The organism is Variovorax sp. V93 (assembly GCF_041154485.1).
Taxonomy (GTDB): Bacteria; Pseudomonadota; Gammaproteobacteria; order Burkholderiales; family Burkholderiaceae_C; genus Variovorax; species Variovorax beijingensis_A.
This window is the reverse complement of record NZ_AP028670.1, coordinates 712,142-728,318: the sequence shown is the minus strand read 5'-3', so window position 1 is coordinate 728,318 and position 16,177 is coordinate 712,142. Positions and strand designations below refer to the sequence as shown.

Sequence of the window (16,177 nt, the reverse complement as noted above, 5' to 3'; positions counted from 1 at the left end):
CACAGCGTCGATGCACGCGCGGCCCATCCTGCCGGGCAGCCGGATCGCCAAGGCCACGAACACCACGGGCAGCCCCGCGAACAGCCAGCGCCTCCCAGCGCCGAGCCGAACACCACGCCCAGGTTGGCTGCCACTGCCGGCCAGCCATCAATTCGCCCATGACCAGACATTCGATGCTCAATATCTCCGTGGACTCCAAAATGGTTTCGCTTGATAGAGTCTCGTGGTCAGAGATTTCACTCCCTGCTGAGTTCAGCAGGATCTTGCAGCGTATTCTGCGCAACACGGTGTCGATGGCTTGAGACGCATGCGCAGGTGGCACCGCAGCTTGCGGAGCGTGCCGTGGCGTTGTACTTCCACGGCATGGTTGCTTCGGAAAGGTTGAGCGATACGCGACGGGCGCTCGTATGGATGTGTCTCAGTCCTCAGCTTCTAGATTGGATGGTCGAGTGCGCCACCTCCCATACGCGCTTCAAGCAATTTCAGTAGTGCCCGTAAGGCTGCGCTGTTGTGCCGGCGCTGCGTGTACGCTGCGTAGAGCCAGATGTCACTGGGCATGAATTCCTTGAGCACTGGGACCAGGCTGCCGCGTTCTGTGTACGGCCGAGCCAGCAATGCCGGCACACACACCGCGCCGATGCCGGCCAGTGCCGCGGCGACAAGCGTGCCTGAGTCGTTTGCATCCATGCGTCCGCAGATCGGGAGGTTGTATGGCTCCCCACCGACTTCGAACGGAATATGGGGGGCACCTGCTGACAGCGAGTAGGTGAGCACGTCATGCCATCGCATGTCGTCGGGCATTTGAGGGATGCCGCGCCTGGCCCAATAACCGGGCGTGGCGCAGAGCGTGAGTTCCACGCGTTGGAGGCGACGCACGATCAGGTTCTCGTCCCCGATGCGCCCGAACTTCAGGGCAATGTCGACGCCTTCCTCCACGAGATCGATGACGCGATTGCCAATCTGCAGGTCGATGTGGACATCTGGGTAGAGCGTGAGGAATTCGCTCAGCAGGCCCGGGAAGTCGGTTTGCACGAGCCCGTGAAGCCCGGCGACGCGCAGACGCCCGCTTGGGCGTGAGCCATGCGCCTGCAATTCGCTGTGCGTCGACTCGACCATCTCCATCAGTGGCGCGCTGCGAAGCTGGAGCAGCCTTCCAGCATCGGTCAATGTCACCGACCGCGTTGAGCGGTTCATGAGCCGTATGTTGAAGCGCGCCTCAAGCGTCGCGACATGCTTGCTTGCGCTGGCCTTGGAGATTCCCAGCTTGCCCGCTGCGCGCGAGAAGCTGCCGACGTTGGCGACCTCCAGAAAGGTCTTCAAAAGATTAAGCCCGTCCATGTTCGCACTTGCGCAGTGGAATTCCCGCTCGCCTCATATTTCCCTCGAGAAACGCTCAGGCGTGCGCTAGTGCATGGCATTCGCGAGCAGCTCATCGGCTTCCCAGCCACCCCCCAGCGCCATGAATACGGCGACTTGATCCTCTGCCAACAGGGCCGCGGATGTTGCCAGAGCGGCGTCACTGGCTGCCAGGGTGCGCTCTGCATCCAATGCTTCAAGCTGACCGCTCTTGCCGTTGACATAGAGGGTGCGCGCCTGCCGGGCGACGATGGCACTTTGATCCCGCGCGGCCAGGAGCGCAGCATGACGTTCCAGCTCGTGGGCATAGACATCGAGCGCCGTTTCCACCTCGCGCAGTGCCGTCAGTACGGTCCCGTCGAAGCGGGCAGCCGCAACCCGGGTGGCCGCCTCGGCCTGCGCGATGCGAGCGCGGGCGACCCCGGTGTTGGGTAGCGTCCAGTTGATCAGCGGGCCCAGGCTGTAGCTGAGCGTTTCCCGGTTTCCAAATCTTGCCAAGAAGCCCGCCGAGCTGGCCGAGAGGCCCAGCGACACTTTGGGGTAGAGGTCGGCTGTGGCTATGCCGATGCGGGCTGTGGCGACGGCCAGGCTGCGCTCGGCCTGGCGAACGTCGGGCCGCCGGCGCAAAAGGGCCGCGCCGTCTCCGACCGGAAGCAGCCCCGCGAGGCGCGGCGGCTGCTCGCACGCGGCCACTGCCGCAGGGAAGTCGCGAGGTGCTGCGCCGGTCAGTGTTGCCAACCGGTACAACGCACCTTGGCGCTGGGCCCGAAGCGGCGGCAGCGCGGCACGCAGTTGTTCCAATTGGCCTTGCGCACGTGCAATGTCGATTTCCCCCACCTTGCCCGCTTGCTGGAGCCGCTCGGAGAGCCGGATCGCCTCCTCCTGCAGACGAACCGACTCCTGCGTGGCGCGCAAGCGATAGCCGCTTGAACATGCTTGTGCATAGGCATGTGCCACGCCGCCGGCCACGCGCACACGCACAAGATCCAACGCCGCCTGGGCAGCGCCGGTACCGGCCTCGGCGGCTTCGATGGCGCGGCGCAGTTGACCGAACAGGTCCAGTTGATACGACAAGGAGACACCCGCGCTGTATGTGCCGCGGCTGGGCGGCTCGTCGTCGCGCTGCAGCAGGCTCAAGCCCGACGCGTGCCCAAAGCCGGGCCCCCCGCTGGCTGTCAGGGTCGGCCTCTCATTTCCGTGCACCTCGGCCGCCAGCGCCTGGTCGCGTTCCAGGTTGGCCACGGCCTGCCGCAGGTCGGTGCTGTGTTCCAGCGCCTTGGTGACCAACGCGTCCAGTTGCCGGTCGTCATAGAGCCTCCACCAGTGCGGCGGCAGAGTCGTGTCCGCCGCATCGCCACCGGCAGATCGGAAGGTGCCCGCGGAGGCGGACTGCGCGAAAGACAGGGGGACAGGGGGCACGTAGTCCGGTCCCACGGTTGGGTGGGCACAACCGGTGAGCAGTGCGCTTGCCGCCGTGGCGGCGGCCAGGAGTCGGGACATGGCGTTCATCCGCGGTTTTCCGAAGTCCGGGCAGTCTCGAGGATTTCAACGGTGACCGTCTGGCCTGCCACCAAACGCGCGCCTGAGGACGACTGATCGAGTTTCACGCGCACGGGAACGCGCTGTGCAAGCCGCACCCAGTTGAACGTGGGATTGACGCTGGGAAGCAGGTTGGCGCTGGTGCTGCGGTCACGGTCTGCGATTCCGGCCGCGATGCTTTCGACGGTGCCCTCGAGCGCCGCGGCGCCCATGGGCGTGACTCGTACGCGGTCGCCCCGACGAATCCGAGCCAGCTTGTTTTCCTCGAAGTAGCCTTCGACATAGATGGAACCCGCGTCAACCAACGCCATCACCGGGTGGCCGGCGCTCGCATAGGCGCCCTGGCGCAGGTCGAGATTGGTCACGAGCCCAGCGGTGGGTGCGCGCACCTGGGTGCGTTCCAGGTTCAACGTCGAGGTATTCAACGCGACCTGCGCCTGCCGCAACGCCGCTTCGGCCGCTTGAAGTGCGCCTTTGGCCTGGTCTACCTTCAGGTGCGACTGCTCGCGAGCTTCCAGCGAGATCAAGTCGCCCAGGTCGGAATTGCGCTGGCTCTCGCGCTGCGCCTGGGCGAGTGTGATGCGCTGGTTGCCGATCGCGATGCGCTGTGTCGCGACGGCGGCCCGGGCCTGTTCCAGCGCCAGCTCGAAGCGGGCCTTGTCCACCGAGAACAGCAAGGCGCCAGCGGCAACGGACTGGTTGTCGTGCACCGCCACATTCGCGACCATGCCGGACACGTCAGGCGCGACTTGCACGACATTGGCCCGCACGCGTCCGTTGCGTGTCCACGGGGCGAGTTCATAGTGGTCCCATAAGCGCCAGCCTGCCCAGCCGGCTGCGGCCACCACCAGCACGGTGACCAACAGACGAACGACGGAACGGGCAAGACGGGAAGTCCAGATGGGCAAGGGGAGGGCGTCAGATTTCATGGATTGAAGCGGGCCGGGTTTCAAGACGAGGCGGTGGTTGCGCCGGTGAGAGAAGCCAAGGCGCAGAGCACCAGGACGTACAGCGCAACGTCAAACAGGGCGGGGTGCCAGATCCATCGGTAGGCACCGACGATGGCCAGCAGGCGGCGCGTTGCCCAGGAGCACGGCAGCGCGCCGGCTGCCAGCAGCAAAAGCCAGGGCAACTGCACGCCAAGAAGGTTGACTTCGATCATGGTTGGAGCGCGGCGGGAGCGGTTGGAAAGAGGTTGCGTCGAAGGCCCACAAGTGCCGCGACGGCAGGCCGCTCGGCGCCCGTCATCAGGGCGTCAAGCAACAGCCGATCGATATGCGGCAGCAGCGACGCATGACGCGGTGGCGCTCCTGCCACCTGGGCGCGGAAGACGAGCGCCAATTCCCTGAAGAGGCGGCTGACCGGTTCTCCCGGAAGGCGCTCGCGATGCCGCTGCAGCGCAGCGATGTCTGCCCCCATGCGCAGTTCGCGGAGCGCGCGGTGTGCTGCGATCTGGACTGCTTCGGGACCGTCAGGAGCGACGCGCGGCGCCAACAGCGCGATCCTGTCGAGCATGCGTGAGGCAAAGGCGTCTCGGGCGGATGCGTCCTGCGGAGGGGCGGCCAGATCGGCGAGGTCGTGCCATGTCGCACGGCGTATGCGCTTGGCCGTCCAGTCACGCCCCACGCTGCGCATGAGAGCGGTGACGCGGGACGCGATCACCGCACCCACGAACAAGGCCAGGTTGGAACTGATGAAGCTCACCCAATCGGCGGTGGCCGTATCTTGAAGGGCGAGCGTTCCGGCGACGCCGAAGAACATGCCAAGGGCCGACAAGGAACTGGCCGGTCGTGCCATGTAGCACCCGACCACCAAGAACACAGGCGCGATGCACAGCACCAGCATGCCAAAGTCATGTGCCAGCGGCATGACCCCCAGGACATAGAAAGCCGACACGGGCAACGACCACAACAGCGCCGTGATGAACTTGTGCATGGCAGGCACTGGATCGTCCATGGTGGCGAAGAAGCTGCAAAAGACTGCAGCGCCCATGGCCATGGCGGATCCCGAGGGCCAGCCCGTCGCAATCCAGAGTGCGCACGAGAGGCAGGTGCCCAACACCGCAGTGATCGCCGACCGCAGCGCGAGCCCTCTGTCCAGGTGAAGCACCCTGCGACCCAGGGCCGCGGTGCGCTGCAACGGCACCGGGTTCCCGGCAATACCAGCGTCGATATCGTTGCGCAACGTGGTGCAGGCATCCCAGTGCGCGACCAGGTCCTCCAGGCGGGTTGCCAGATCGATCCGCAGCGCGCGGACCCACGGCGAAGCGGCCGGACCGTCCGCGATGGCGCGAAAGGCGGCGCGCGCTTCGTCCACTCCCGCGTTCGTCGCGCTCGGGGCCAGCCAGCCCGAATGCTGCGCGAAGGTCGAGCCGATGTCATCCGGCACACCGCCTGTGGCGGTGCATAGCACTTGCAGGCAATCCTCCACCGCCGAGAGCTCCGGGGTCAGGGCGGCCAGACGGTCTTGCAAGGCGCCGATGGCGCCCCCGCTCCAGCGCAGGGTGGTGTCAAAGGGCACATGCGTGGACAGCAGACGCAGTTGTGTGATGTCCAGGGCCAAGCGCTGGCGGTCCGCTGCAATTCGAGCCTTCTTGGCTTCGGCCGGTGCCTCGCGCAACAGGTCGGTGAGCCATTGCCGCGCATCGCCAAGTGCGCGATCCATCACGCCCAGCAGGGATGGGGCCAGACCGGCAGGAAGCGCGATGCTGTGGACCACGCTGGCACACAGGATGCCCAGCCCGATTTCAGTGACCCGTGCGACGGCCGTGTCGAACATCGCCGCGGGCGCTTCTACCAGAGGAAAGCCGATCAAAGCGGCTGAGTAGCCAGCCAGCATGAAGACGTAAGAGCGCGCGCTTCGGTCCAGCAGCGAAAGATATAGGCACAGTCCCACCCACAGCGCCAAGGCCAGCGACATGAGTTCCGGGGACCCGGACAGCGCAGGGACGAGCACCACGGTCGCTGCGCACCCCAGCAAGGTGCCCAGAAAGCGATAGAGCGCCTTGGAGCGCACATGGCTGGCCACAGGGTGGGCCACGATGTAAGCGGTCATCATGGCCCAGAAGGGCCGGGGTAGCCCGAAGCGGCTCGACAGGTAAAGCGCAAGCATGGCGGCGACGAAGCTCTTGAGAGAAAAGAGCAACTCCTGCCGAGAGAAACGCGGCAGCGCGATCATGCTGCACCCCGAGAAATCGCGCGAGCACGCTTCCATGGGTCACGCGAGCGCAAGCGCAAACCGCCGAGGGTGATGCTGGCAAAAGCGCGAAGCCATTGATGGGCGGGGCCAGCCAGCTGTGCCAGTTCCTGCGCCGGAATCGTTGGACACAGCGGCGTGCTGAAGCGCAGCGAGATCGATTCCGGCGGGGCGCCTTCTGCGGTACAGCATGACCGGCTCGCCGCGCCAATGAGCACCAGGCCGATGAGAAGAATGAGCAGTGGCAGGGCCGAAACCATTTCATTCTTGTTGCGAATCATTTTCATGCAACGATGCTAGTGACCGGCACTCGAGCCGAGAATTGCAAAGTTGGACGAATGACTTCTCTTTTCAGTCATCGCTGAGGCGGGCGCGCCCTGGCAACGATGAGGAGCCTGCACCAACGCGATCCGTTCTGGTTGGGCTTGGGGTGGGCGGACCTTGCCCTTCACCACGGCCGGGGTACAGGCGCTGCAGCGTGGCGGCCGTGTGCCTTCGATTCAGCAACTGGAACAATGGCCGCTTGGCCCATACGCCGATCTCACCCGTTTCGAGCCGAGCACCGATTCCAATGCAGGAACAAGCCGCGATGGCGGGAGCAACACCAACCTTTTCAATATGCGAAGTGCAGAATTCAGCGAACCAGGTCTGGACTATGAACCGTCAGTACCCGTGATGGCACTGCGTGTGGACGTGGCAGCGCGCGAGCGAGAGATTCCTGTGCACGAGCACCGGTCCGGCCAGCTCGTGATCGCACTGCGCGGTGCCGTCTCCTGCGAGGTGCCCGGTGCCCTGTGGATGGTTCCGCCCCAGGCTGGCGTGTGGATTCCGGGCGGCACGCCGCACAGCAACCGAGGAACGGCGAACGCGCTGATTTTCTACCTCTTCGTGGAACCTGGCGCTGCCCCCTTGCCTGATCGTTGCTGCACCTTGCGCATCAGCCCGATGCTCAGCGAGATGATCCAGTACCTCGCAGGATTGCCGCCTTTGTATGAAGCCGGCGGGCCAACCGATCGACTGGCGCAGGTGCTGCTCGACCAGCTTTGCGCGATGCCCACGGAAGAAATGTTCCTGCCGATGCCCGAGGATGCAAGGCTTAGAAAGATCTCAACGGCGATGATGCGCGATCCCTCCGATCGCAGGACCCAGACGAACTGGGCAAGCGAGCTGGGCATGAGCGATCGAACGTTGAATCGACTGTGCACCTCGTTGACGGGCCTGAGCTTTGGCCGCTGGCGGCGCCAGCTGCAAATGATCGTGGCGCTTCGCGAGCTGTCCGGTGGCGCGACCGTCCAGCAAGTCGCCTATGAGCTGGGCTATGAATCGCCCTCTGCCTTCAATACGATGTTCAAGAAGGCTTTTGGAAAGCCACCCGCTACCTACATCAACGACCGCTTTCGGGTCGGTGGATGACACGTGATTTCCGGTCAGCGCGTCGCGGACACCAGCGGCCATCCCATGGACACACTCACCTGTAGGCCCGGGCGTGGGTCACACCACCGTCCACCACCAGGGTAGCGCCCATCACGTAGTCACCCGCACGCGACGCCAGGAAGATCGCCGCGCCTGCGATGTCCTCTGAAGTGCCGATGCGTCTGGCGGGTATGTGTTCGGACAGTTCGTCGCCGCGGTCGCGCGCGTTGCGGTTCATCTCGGATGGAAACGCACCAGGTGCAATGGCGCTGACCGCGATGTTGTCCTGCGCCAGGCGCAGCGCCATCCGACGGGTCAGGTGGATCAAGCCCGCCTTGCTGGCGACGTAGGAGTAATTCTCCTGAGGGTTGAGCGCGATGCCATCCGTGGAGGCAATGTTGATGATCTTCCCCACACGCTCCTTGGCCGCGGCGCGCAGCGGCTCGGACAGCGCCTTCGTCAGGAAGAAGGGTGTCTTCATGTTGAGATCGACCACCTTGTCCCAGCCGCTTTCGGGGAAAGCATCGAAGTCTTCTCCCCAGGCAGCGCCGGCGTTGTTGACCAGGATGTCCAGGCTGGTTTCATGCTGCGCGAAGGCAGCGGCCAGGGCCTGGCAGCCGGTGACCGTGGAGACGTCGTAGGGCAGCGAGACGCAATGGCCGTTCTTCGACAGTTCCGAAGCCGTCAGATCGCATGCCGCGGCTTTGCGCGCGCTGATGTAGACGCGTGCACCTTGCGCCAGGAATCCCTCGGCGATCATGCGACCAATACCTCGTGAGCCACCCGTGACGAGAGCCGTGCGGCCTCGCAGAGAAAAAAGATCTTGCGTCATCATTGCAATGTCTCGGCAGTTCGGTGAGATCAACCAACCTCGAGGAGGGCTCGCCTCACGTAGGCGATTCCGTCAAACAGCCGCCGAGCGGTTCGAGTGAAGTGCACTTCTCGGACCGTCCACTCGTCGTCGGCAGTGCGAGCCACGCTCGCAAAAATTCCGATCACACCACTCGGATGGCCGATGCGGATGCGCGTCGGGCCGGCATGACTGCCTCGCGCCTCAGCCGGAATCGTCCCTGCGATCTGTGCTGCCACGGAAAGGCAGACCGAGCCCCCGCCTGGAAAGGCCTTGTGCATCGCGCCGCCATTGAGAACCATGCGCGCAACAAAGTCGACCTCCGACGACTTGACGATTCGATCGCCGCCGATGGTTCGGTAGTCCTGCGCTTCGCTGATGAGGATCTGGTAGGGCGTGAGGGTTCCTGACGCTGGCAGGCTGCAACGATCGGCGGCCCACCGCCTGACTTCCTCGGCCATTTCGTAGATATCGGAGCCGAGCTGACCGGGAAGCTCCGTGCCGGTAACGCCCAGATCCGCGGCGCGGATGAAGACACACGCCGTTCCCACATCGACGATCGAGACGGGTATCTCGCGGCCGAGTTTGGAGACGTAGACCGAATCACGTGCCTGCCCGGTGGGCAGCAACCTGCCCGTGGTGGCACCGCTGGTGCCGGAGTAATCCAACGCGACCTCGGCGCCCTTGGCGGGCACCCCATCCACTTCGGTGTCGCCTTCCACGCGCGGCTCGCCGTGGGCACATTGCACCACCATGCGCAGAATCTTGCCGGTGTTGGTGTTGTGCACTCGCACGGTGGTGGCGGGCTCCTGCACGGGGATGAGGCGCTCCTGCAGCGCGTAGACCCCGGTGGCCGATGAAATGTTGCCGCAGACGATCTCGAAGCTCACGCTCGGCTGATCGATGCCGATCTGCACAAAGGTGTAGTCGATGTCTGCGTCAGGTCGCGAGGGCGGTCCGATGATTGCGCATTTGCTGGTGAGGATGTCGGCGCCTCCAAGCCCGTCGATCTGGCGCACGTCCGGGCTGCCGAACAGAGCCAGAAGGAATCGCTGCAGCGCTTGTGGATCGGACGGCACGTCACGCTGCGCGAGAAAAACAGCCTTGCTTGTGCCGCCGCGCATCAAGGTGACCGGAACGCTGATTTGTTCTTTCATTCGTTCAGTATGCGCGTGCGCAGGGCGCGCGTCCTTGCAGTTCGGCTGCTCTGGCTTTAGCAGAACTACACGCTTTGCACGCTTTAGGAAGGCTAAAGAATGCGCAGCACAAATCCAATGACGGGGCGGCCCTGGGTCCCCACACTTCCTGTTGCCGTGGCCATCGCCACCGGAACAGGAGACACCTTTGAAGATCATCAAACGCACGGATTCCCACATCCGTGACACCCCCGGCGGCATGGTGCTTGTGGCCACACAGGCGGGTGGGCAGCCCCCCCAGTTTCCGCCGATCGAATTCATTCACCACGACCAGCCGATCGAGGAGATCGAGCTCGGCCCGACCGGGTCCCTCTACAGCTTCACGGTAGTCCATCCCGGCAAGGACAAGCCCGCCTACGCACTGGCGATGGTCGACTTCGATTCGGGCGTCCGCGCCTTCGGTCGGCTCTTGTTCGATGGAAGTCCGCCGGCGATCGAAAGCCGCGTGCGCGTGGTGCCCTTCGCGCTGCCGGACGGCACACCCGACTACGCCTTCCAGGAGCAATGAAATGAAGCAACCAATGATCACCGGCGTGGGAATCACCGACTTCGGCCGCTTTCCGGAGCTCACCGAAGAGGCCATGGTCCAGTCGGCCATTCTTGGCGCCCTGGAAGATGCCGGCACGCGACTTTCCGAAGTCCAGGCGTTCTACTGCGGCAACGCGCTCGGGGCCATGCTGCCGGGGCAGCGTGCACTGCGTGAACTGCATGCGCACGGGGGCGCCGTCTACAACGTGGACAACGCCTGCTCCAGCGGCGCGACCGCATTGAATCTTGCATTGCAGGCGCTCAAGGTCGGTCAGTACGACACCGTCCTGGTGTTCGGAATGGACCATCTGAGCGGTCTGGGGGGCGGGCCGCTGCAGCTGAGCCAGCAAGACTGGAACAACAGGCGGGGGATGATCATGCCCGCCTTGTACGCCATGCGCGCTCGGCGATACGTGCACGACCACGGGCTCAAGCTCGAGACGCTCGCGGATATCTCCGTGAAGAACCGAAAGCACGGTGTTCTCAATCCCATCGCCAAGTTTGCAAAGCTGGCGACCCGCGAGGAGATTCTTGCGTCCCGTCCCGTGGCCGAGCCGCTCACGCTGCTGCAGTGCTGTCCCGCCGTGGTCGACGGTGCAGCGGCCCTCGTGCTCAGCACCAAGCCTACCCGAGGCGTCGCAAAGCCGGTTCAGGTCCTGGCGTCCGTGGTGCAGTCCGGCTTGTTCGAAACCACCCCGGTCGATATGACGGAAGCCGAGATCACGGCGCGTGCCGCCAGGCTGGCCTATGAGCAGGCCGGTGTGGGACCGCAGGATCTCAGTCTGCTCGAAGTGCACGACGCCTTCACTATCTCCGAATTGCTCTACTACGAGGCGCTGGGGCTTTGCGATCGCGGCGATGCGGCTGCGTTGCTGCACAGCGGTGCGACCGCCCTGGGCGGGCGGGTGCCTGTCAATCCGAGTGGCGGCCTTCTGGCAAAGGGACATCCGCCCGGCGCAACCGGTGTCGCACAGATCGTGGAAGTCTGCGAGCAGTTGCAAGGCCGCGCGGGAGCACGGCAAGTGCAGGGGGCGCGCATCGGCCTCACGCAGGTGACTGGCGGCGGTATCTGGGGCGTGGATCACGCCGCCTGCGCCATCCATATTCTTTCGCTCTGATCGGGTCGACATGAACCAGACAAATCCAACCGCGCCTGCCTCGTTGCAAGGCCTCGTCGCCGTCGTGACCGGAGGGGCGAAGGGCATCGGCCTTGGCATCGCCCGCGAACTGGCGCAGGCCGGCTGCCGCATCGCGCTGTGGGACTTCGACGACGAAGCCCTGCAAACCGCCCAGCGTAGCCTTGCGAGTGAAGGGGTCGACGTGAAGACCTTCAAGGTTGACGTGAGCTCCGTGGAGCAAGTGGAGTCGACGGTGGCCCAGCTGCTGGCCTCCCATGCACGCATCGACATCCTGGTCAACAACGCCGGCATCGGTGGAGACAAGCTTGTTTCCAAGATGGATCTGGCGTTCTGGAGCCGCGTGATCGAGGTCAACCTCCATTCGCAATTCATTTGCTCCAAGGCGGTCTTGACCCAGATGGCGGAGAACCGGTTCGGACGCATCATCAATATCGGTTCCCGTGCCTGGCTGGGCAATCGCGGCCAGGCGGCCTATTCCGCTTCCAAAGGCGCCGTGGTGAGCCTGACCCGCTCACTGGCACTGGAATATGCGCGCAAGGGCATCACGGTGAATGCCATTGCGCCGGGCATCGTCGAGACCCCGCTGTTTGAAACGCTCACCGAGGAGGTCAGGCAGGGTCTTCACAAGACCGTGCCGATGGAGCGCATCGGCCAGCCGGAAGACATCGGTCGCGCCGTTCGATTCTTCGCGGAGCCAGGCTCCAGCTACGTCACGGGGCAGCTGCTGTACGTTTGCGGCGGACGCAGTCTCAGCAGTCCGTCGGTGTAATGAACCGATGCGAACCCAACAAGAACATCCAACGAGATCGAAGGTCGCATGCTCGCTAATGCATTGGGCGGATTGAAGGTGATCGACTTCACCCAGGTCATGGCGGGTCCCACGTGCACACTGTGCCTGGCCGACCTGGGGGCCGATGTCGTGAAGGTGGAAGCCCCCACAGGCGATCTTTCGCGAGCGCTGTCGCCCTGGGTTCATGGCGAGGGCGTTCCTTTCCTGGCGCTCAATCGCAACAAGCGCAGCATCGTGCTCGATCTGAAGCAGCCGACCCACCGGCAAGCGGCGCTGCGGCTGGTCGCGCAGGCGGACGTGCTGGTGGAGAGCTTCCGCCCGGGCGTGATGGAACGCCTGGGGCTTGATTACGCCACGGTGGCTGCGGCCAATCCGCGGCTGATCTATTGCTCCGTCTCCGCCTACGGTCAGCACGGGGCCGCAAGAGACCTGCCCGGGGTGGACGGTGTGCTGCAAGCCGTCAGCGGCCTCATGAGCGTCACCGGCACGCCCGATGGGCAGCCGTGCAAGGTGCCAGTGCCCGTTGTCGATCTTGTCACGGGGTCGTTCGCGACCATCTCGATCCTGGCTGCCCTCGCGGATCGCCAACGCACGGGGTTGGGCCAGCACGTGGAAGCAAGCATGTTCGCCAGCGCCATCGCGCTACAGCATGTGAGTTTCGCGTCCTATTTCGCAGACGGCCATGTGCCCGGCCCGCAGGGAAACGCAGCGCCGTATTCGACGCCGAACGAGGCCTTGCGTTGCGCCGACGGGTGGATCATGGTGGCGGCCTATCACCCCGCGCGATGGCAGGCCTTGTGTACCGCAATCGGTGCGCCTGAGCTTGTATCCGACCCGCGTTTCGCTGAGAACAAGGATCGGTTGCAGCACCGTGAGGCGCTGTTACGCCTGCTCGAAGCACGCATGCTGGCGCATCCCCGTGCCTTCTGGCTCGAGCAGTTCGCGGCCGTGGACATCATCTGCGGTCCGATCAACAACTATGCCGAGGTCGCGCAGTCCGCGCCCTTCGTCGAAGCGGCACTCACAGAGACCTTGCTGCACCCGGTCGCAGGTGCGTTGACGATGCCACGCAGCGTCATCGGTGCGGTTGGCGAGCGGCCTCAGGCGCGACGGGTCGCTCCAACACTCGGACAGCACACCCGCGAAGTGCTGGCCGAACTCGGCATGCCGCCAGCAAACATCGAGGCGGTCATCGCCGCCGACTCTCCTTCGAACTGAGACAAACCCATGCCCATCGTCAAAACAGTCCAGGATGGCGTCGCCATCGTCACCCTGAATCGACCCGAAGCCATGAATTCCATCGACCCGGAGTCCAACGAGCAGCTGCTCGCGATCTGGGACGAGGTCTCGAGCGACGAGGAAATCCGCGTACTCGTGCTGACGGGCGCGGGCGAGCGTGCGTTCTGCACGGGTGCAGATCTCAAGAAAACGATGCCGCCGGCCGACAGCGCAGCCCGGCAGGTCTTTCGCGGCGGCAACCGACATTCCAATTTCGGCACGCTGCGCACCGACAAGCCCGTCATCGCCGCGATCAACGGCTACGCCCTCGGCGGCGGACTGGAGCTGGCCTTGCTTGCGGACATCCGCATCTGTTCCGACAACGCGCAGTTCGGCTTGCCGGAAGTGCGCGTCGGCAGCATCCCAGGCGCCGGAGGCACGCAACGCCTGATCCGCGCGGTCGGCCAGTCGGACGCGATGTGGATGCTGCTGACGGGCGAACGCATTGATGCCAACGAAGCGTTGCGGATCGGATTGGTCAGCAAGGTAGTTGCCCTCTCCGAACTGCAGGAAACGGCGATCAACCTGGCACGCGCAATGGCCGCCAATGCGCCATTGGCGATGACCGCGGCCAAGCGTCTGGCGATGACCGGACGGGAGCTGCCGCTTGCCGGTGGACTGGAACTGGAGCGCCAGGCCTTTGGCGTGCTCAGGGACAGCGAGGACCGACTGGAGGGGCGCCGTGCTTTCGCCGACAAGCGCGCCCCGGTCTTTCGCGGTCGCTGACTTTGCCTCGCACAGAGGGCGCAAGCGTCGTGGGGCGCTGCGCGCTCGCATCCCCGAGCGGCCTCGTGCTGACGCCCAAACAACCGGCGCGACCTCGCTGAACTTTCCTGGAGCAGCTCTTGAACAATCCGAGTACTGCCTGGCTCTACAGCCTCGCACTCATCGTTGCCGCGTCCTTCGGCACGTCGTCGGCCATCGCGCAGCAGGCCGGCCGACCGCCCGCAAGGATTCTTGTGGGCTTCTCGCCTGGCGGGACACTCGATGTCGTCACACGGACGCTTGCGGATCAGCTGCATGAGCCGCTCCACCGCACCGTCGTGGTGGAGAACAGGCCCGGAGCCGGCGGAAAGATCGCGATCGATGCGCTGCGTGCCGCCCCCGCCGACGGAAGCGTGGCCATGCTGTGTCCTGACTTCCTGCAATCGATCTATCCATTCGTCTTCAACAAGCTCAATTACGCTGCGCAGCGGGATATCCTGCCGGCGTCGACCGTGGTCGAGTTTCCGATGGCGCTGGCCGTACCCGCATCCTCGCCCGTCAAGAACTTTGCCGAATATGCCCAATGGGTGCGCGCTCATCCTGAGCATGCCAACTTCGGCCATGCCGCATCGGGAGGCCCGACCCACTTCTTGGGATTGCAGATCGCCAAAGTCATCGGAACACCGCTGCAGGACGTGCCGTTTCAGGGCGCAGCCCCGATGATCGTGAACCTCGTCGGCGCCAATGTCGCAGCGGGAAGTTCAACTGTCGGAGACTTTGCACAGCACCACAACGCCGGCAAGCTTCGCGTGCTGGCGGTCACCTCTGCGCAACGCTCACCGCTTCTGCCTGACGTTCCTACGTTCGGCGAGCTCGGCCGAAAGGAGCTCACCGCAGCTGGCGTATTGGCCATATGCCTGCCTCCTGGAACGCCTGCAGTCGTCGTCTCCGAATGGAGCACTGCGATCCGGAAAGCAGTTGCAACGGAGCAGTTCGCGCGCAAGATCCGCACGCTCGGCTTTGTGGAGACGGGAAGCTCGCCGGCTGAGGCTCGAGCCAGGTTCAGCGAAATGCGTGCCTTTTGGGAACCTGTGGTCAAAGCTTCGGGATTCAAAGCGGATTAGGGCTGTGGCGGCTTGTGATCGCACACCGGCTGGACAGCAACTCGACTGAGGATTGCGGCGCCGAAGAGGAAGAGGCGCGACAGTGCGCTCATCGGCCGCAGGATCAGCCAGGGCCGTCACTCGCGGCTGCAAGCAGCGGCACCAGGATATCGCTGATCGGCGTGGGGATGCCCAGAGCCCGGCCGCGACGCGCGACGACACCGTTGCGGATATCCCATTCGAGCGGCCACCCGGCTTCGCGATCCGTGAGGATGGAGGTGCCCATGTCTGCGGGAGAGGCCTGGAATTTGGCAAGAATCTCCTGCGGCACCCCGTCGTCGAGTTCTGCGCCCTCGGCGCGCGCCACGGCCAGGCATTCCCGCAGATAGGCAAGGGCGAGCTCGGCGATATCGGACCGGCCGAACATGCCCGAGCGGCGGTGCGTGAGCACCATGAGTCCGGCCACCGCGTTCTGCAGCAGCTTGCGCCAGGCCAGCGTGCGGAAGTTCGTGGCCAGCTCGACGCAGCACCGTGTGCCTTGCAGCGCCTCGGCCGCCACGCGGGCATGCGGCGTGTCTGGCAGGCTCAGGCGCATGTCCGCGCGCAGGCGCACCGTGCCGTCGGATTGGGCTTGCACAGGGAACCACACGATCGCGGGAACGATCTGCCCGGCCCGGGCATGCGGCGCGATCCGCTCCAACGGCTCGACGCCGTTCTGCAAAACGCACACGACGGTCTTCGGGCCGCTCAACGCGGTGAGCCATCCTGCCGCCGCCTCGATCTGTGTCGCCTTGACCGCCAGAAAGACGAGGTCGACCGTCCCCCCGATTTGTGCGGGATCCACCCGCACCGGACCGGGAACGGTGATGAGGCGATCGCCATCCAGAAGCGTCAGGCGATCCCGGGGTGTGCGGCCACACAGCAACGGTGTGCGACCGGCTTCGTGCAGTGCCGCCGCGACCGCGGTGCCGATGGCACCCGGACCCACAACGGCGATGGATGCAGCCCTTGTCGTATTCATGAACACAGACTCCTTCAAGCGTCTCGCTCAGCGTTCGCGCACGCCATGCTTGCGTTCGTCACGA

General features: G+C 64.7%; 16 protein-coding genes. 7 read left to right on the top strand and 9 right to left on the bottom strand.

Annotation, left to right across the window (positions count from 1 at the left end; all coding sequences use genetic code 11):
- Positions 1 to 432 precede the first annotated feature (432 nt).
- From ACAM54_RS29440 to ACAM54_RS29415, 6 genes are all read right to left on the bottom strand, one after another.
- Positions 433 to 1,338, bottom strand: coding sequence for a LysR family transcriptional regulator (locus ACAM54_RS29440; RefSeq protein ID WP_192326253.1), 906 nt, complete (start codon positions 1,336 to 1,338; stop codon positions 433 to 435).
- 66 nt (positions 1,339 to 1,404) lie between these two features.
- Positions 1,405 to 2,865 carry an efflux transporter outer membrane subunit gene (locus ACAM54_RS29435; protein WP_369651395.1) on the bottom strand — a complete coding sequence of 487 codons (1,461 nt, stop codon included), beginning with the start codon at positions 2,863 to 2,865 and terminating at the stop codon, positions 1,405 to 1,407.
- A complete protein-coding gene (locus ACAM54_RS29430; protein WP_369651396.1) occupies positions 2,862 to 3,824 on the bottom strand; it encodes a biotin/lipoyl-binding protein in 963 nt (320 codons plus the stop codon). The genes ACAM54_RS29435 and ACAM54_RS29430 overlap by 4 nt, the downstream gene beginning before the upstream one ends.
- 20 nt (positions 3,825 to 3,844) lie before the next feature.
- Complete coding sequence (locus ACAM54_RS29425; RefSeq protein WP_369651397.1) at positions 3,845 to 4,057, bottom strand: DUF1656 domain-containing protein; 213 nt, start codon at positions 4,055 to 4,057, stop codon at positions 3,845 to 3,847.
- On the bottom strand, positions 4,054 to 6,072 hold the full coding sequence (locus ACAM54_RS29420) for an FUSC family protein (RefSeq protein WP_369651398.1): 2,019 nt from the start codon (positions 6,070 to 6,072) through the stop codon (positions 4,054 to 4,056). Before ACAM54_RS29420 ends, ACAM54_RS29425 begins: the two co-directional genes overlap by 4 nt.
- The gene (locus tag ACAM54_RS29415; protein ID WP_369651399.1) at positions 6,069 to 6,377 is read right to left on the bottom strand and encodes a hypothetical protein; all 309 of its coding nucleotides are present in this window, start codon (positions 6,375 to 6,377) and stop codon (positions 6,069 to 6,071) included. Before ACAM54_RS29415 ends, ACAM54_RS29420 begins: the two co-directional genes overlap by 4 nt.
- A 331-nt stretch (positions 6,378 to 6,708) precedes the next feature.
- Between ACAM54_RS29415 and ACAM54_RS29410 the strand changes: the two genes are divergently transcribed.
- Positions 6,709 to 7,503, top strand: coding sequence for a helix-turn-helix domain-containing protein (locus ACAM54_RS29410; RefSeq protein WP_145746502.1), 795 nt, complete (start codon positions 6,709 to 6,711; stop codon positions 7,501 to 7,503).
- A 55-nt stretch (positions 7,504 to 7,558) separates the two neighbouring features.
- Here the strand turns inward: ACAM54_RS29410 and ACAM54_RS29405 are convergent, their stop codons facing one another.
- Complete coding sequence (locus tag ACAM54_RS29405) at positions 7,559 to 8,338, bottom strand: SDR family oxidoreductase (protein WP_369651400.1); 780 nt, start codon at positions 8,336 to 8,338, stop codon at positions 7,559 to 7,561.
- 26 nt (positions 8,339 to 8,364) lie between these two features.
- Positions 8,365 to 9,510: a PrpF domain-containing protein gene (locus ACAM54_RS29400; protein ID WP_369651401.1), complete on the bottom strand. Its 1,146-nt coding sequence runs from the start codon at positions 9,508 to 9,510 to the stop codon at positions 8,365 to 8,367.
- A 187-nt stretch (positions 9,511 to 9,697) separates the two neighbouring features.
- On the opposite strand from ACAM54_RS29400, the gene ACAM54_RS29395 reads away from it, so the two are divergent.
- The 6 genes from ACAM54_RS29395 (at position 9,698) to ACAM54_RS29370 (ending at position 15,113) form a co-directional block, all read left to right on the top strand.
- Positions 9,698 to 10,057 carry a Zn-ribbon domain-containing OB-fold protein gene (locus tag ACAM54_RS29395; RefSeq protein WP_369651402.1) on the top strand — a complete coding sequence of 120 codons (360 nt, stop codon included), beginning with the start codon at positions 9,698 to 9,700 and terminating at the stop codon, positions 10,055 to 10,057.
- Position 10,058: 1 nt separating this feature from the next.
- Entirely contained in the window at positions 10,059 to 11,195 is a 1,137-nt protein-coding gene (locus tag ACAM54_RS29390; protein ID WP_192326271.1) for a thiolase family protein, read from the top strand.
- A 10-nt stretch (positions 11,196 to 11,205) separates the two neighbouring features.
- Complete coding sequence (locus tag ACAM54_RS29385; RefSeq protein WP_369651403.1) at positions 11,206 to 11,985, top strand: SDR family NAD(P)-dependent oxidoreductase; 780 nt, start codon at positions 11,206 to 11,208, stop codon at positions 11,983 to 11,985.
- Between the two features lie 78 nt (positions 11,986 to 12,063).
- Entirely contained in the window at positions 12,064 to 13,224 is a 1,161-nt protein-coding gene (locus tag ACAM54_RS29380; RefSeq protein WP_369651913.1) for a CaiB/BaiF CoA transferase family protein, read from the top strand.
- Between the two features lie 9 nt (positions 13,225 to 13,233).
- Positions 13,234 to 14,010 (top strand): enoyl-CoA hydratase/isomerase family protein, encoded by a 777-nt coding sequence (locus tag ACAM54_RS29375; RefSeq protein ID WP_369651405.1) that lies wholly within the window; start codon positions 13,234 to 13,236, stop codon positions 14,008 to 14,010.
- A 119-nt stretch (positions 14,011 to 14,129) separates the two neighbouring features.
- Positions 14,130 to 15,113 (top strand): Bug family tripartite tricarboxylate transporter substrate binding protein, encoded by a 984-nt coding sequence (locus tag ACAM54_RS29370; RefSeq protein WP_192326279.1) that lies wholly within the window; start codon positions 14,130 to 14,132, stop codon positions 15,111 to 15,113.
- A 103-nt stretch (positions 15,114 to 15,216) separates the two neighbouring features.
- Here the strand turns inward: ACAM54_RS29370 and ACAM54_RS29365 are convergent, their stop codons facing one another.
- Positions 15,217 to 16,113, bottom strand: coding sequence for an oxidoreductase (locus ACAM54_RS29365; RefSeq protein ID WP_369651406.1), 897 nt, complete (start codon positions 16,111 to 16,113; stop codon positions 15,217 to 15,219).
- Positions 16,114 to 16,177: the final 64 nt, after the last annotated feature.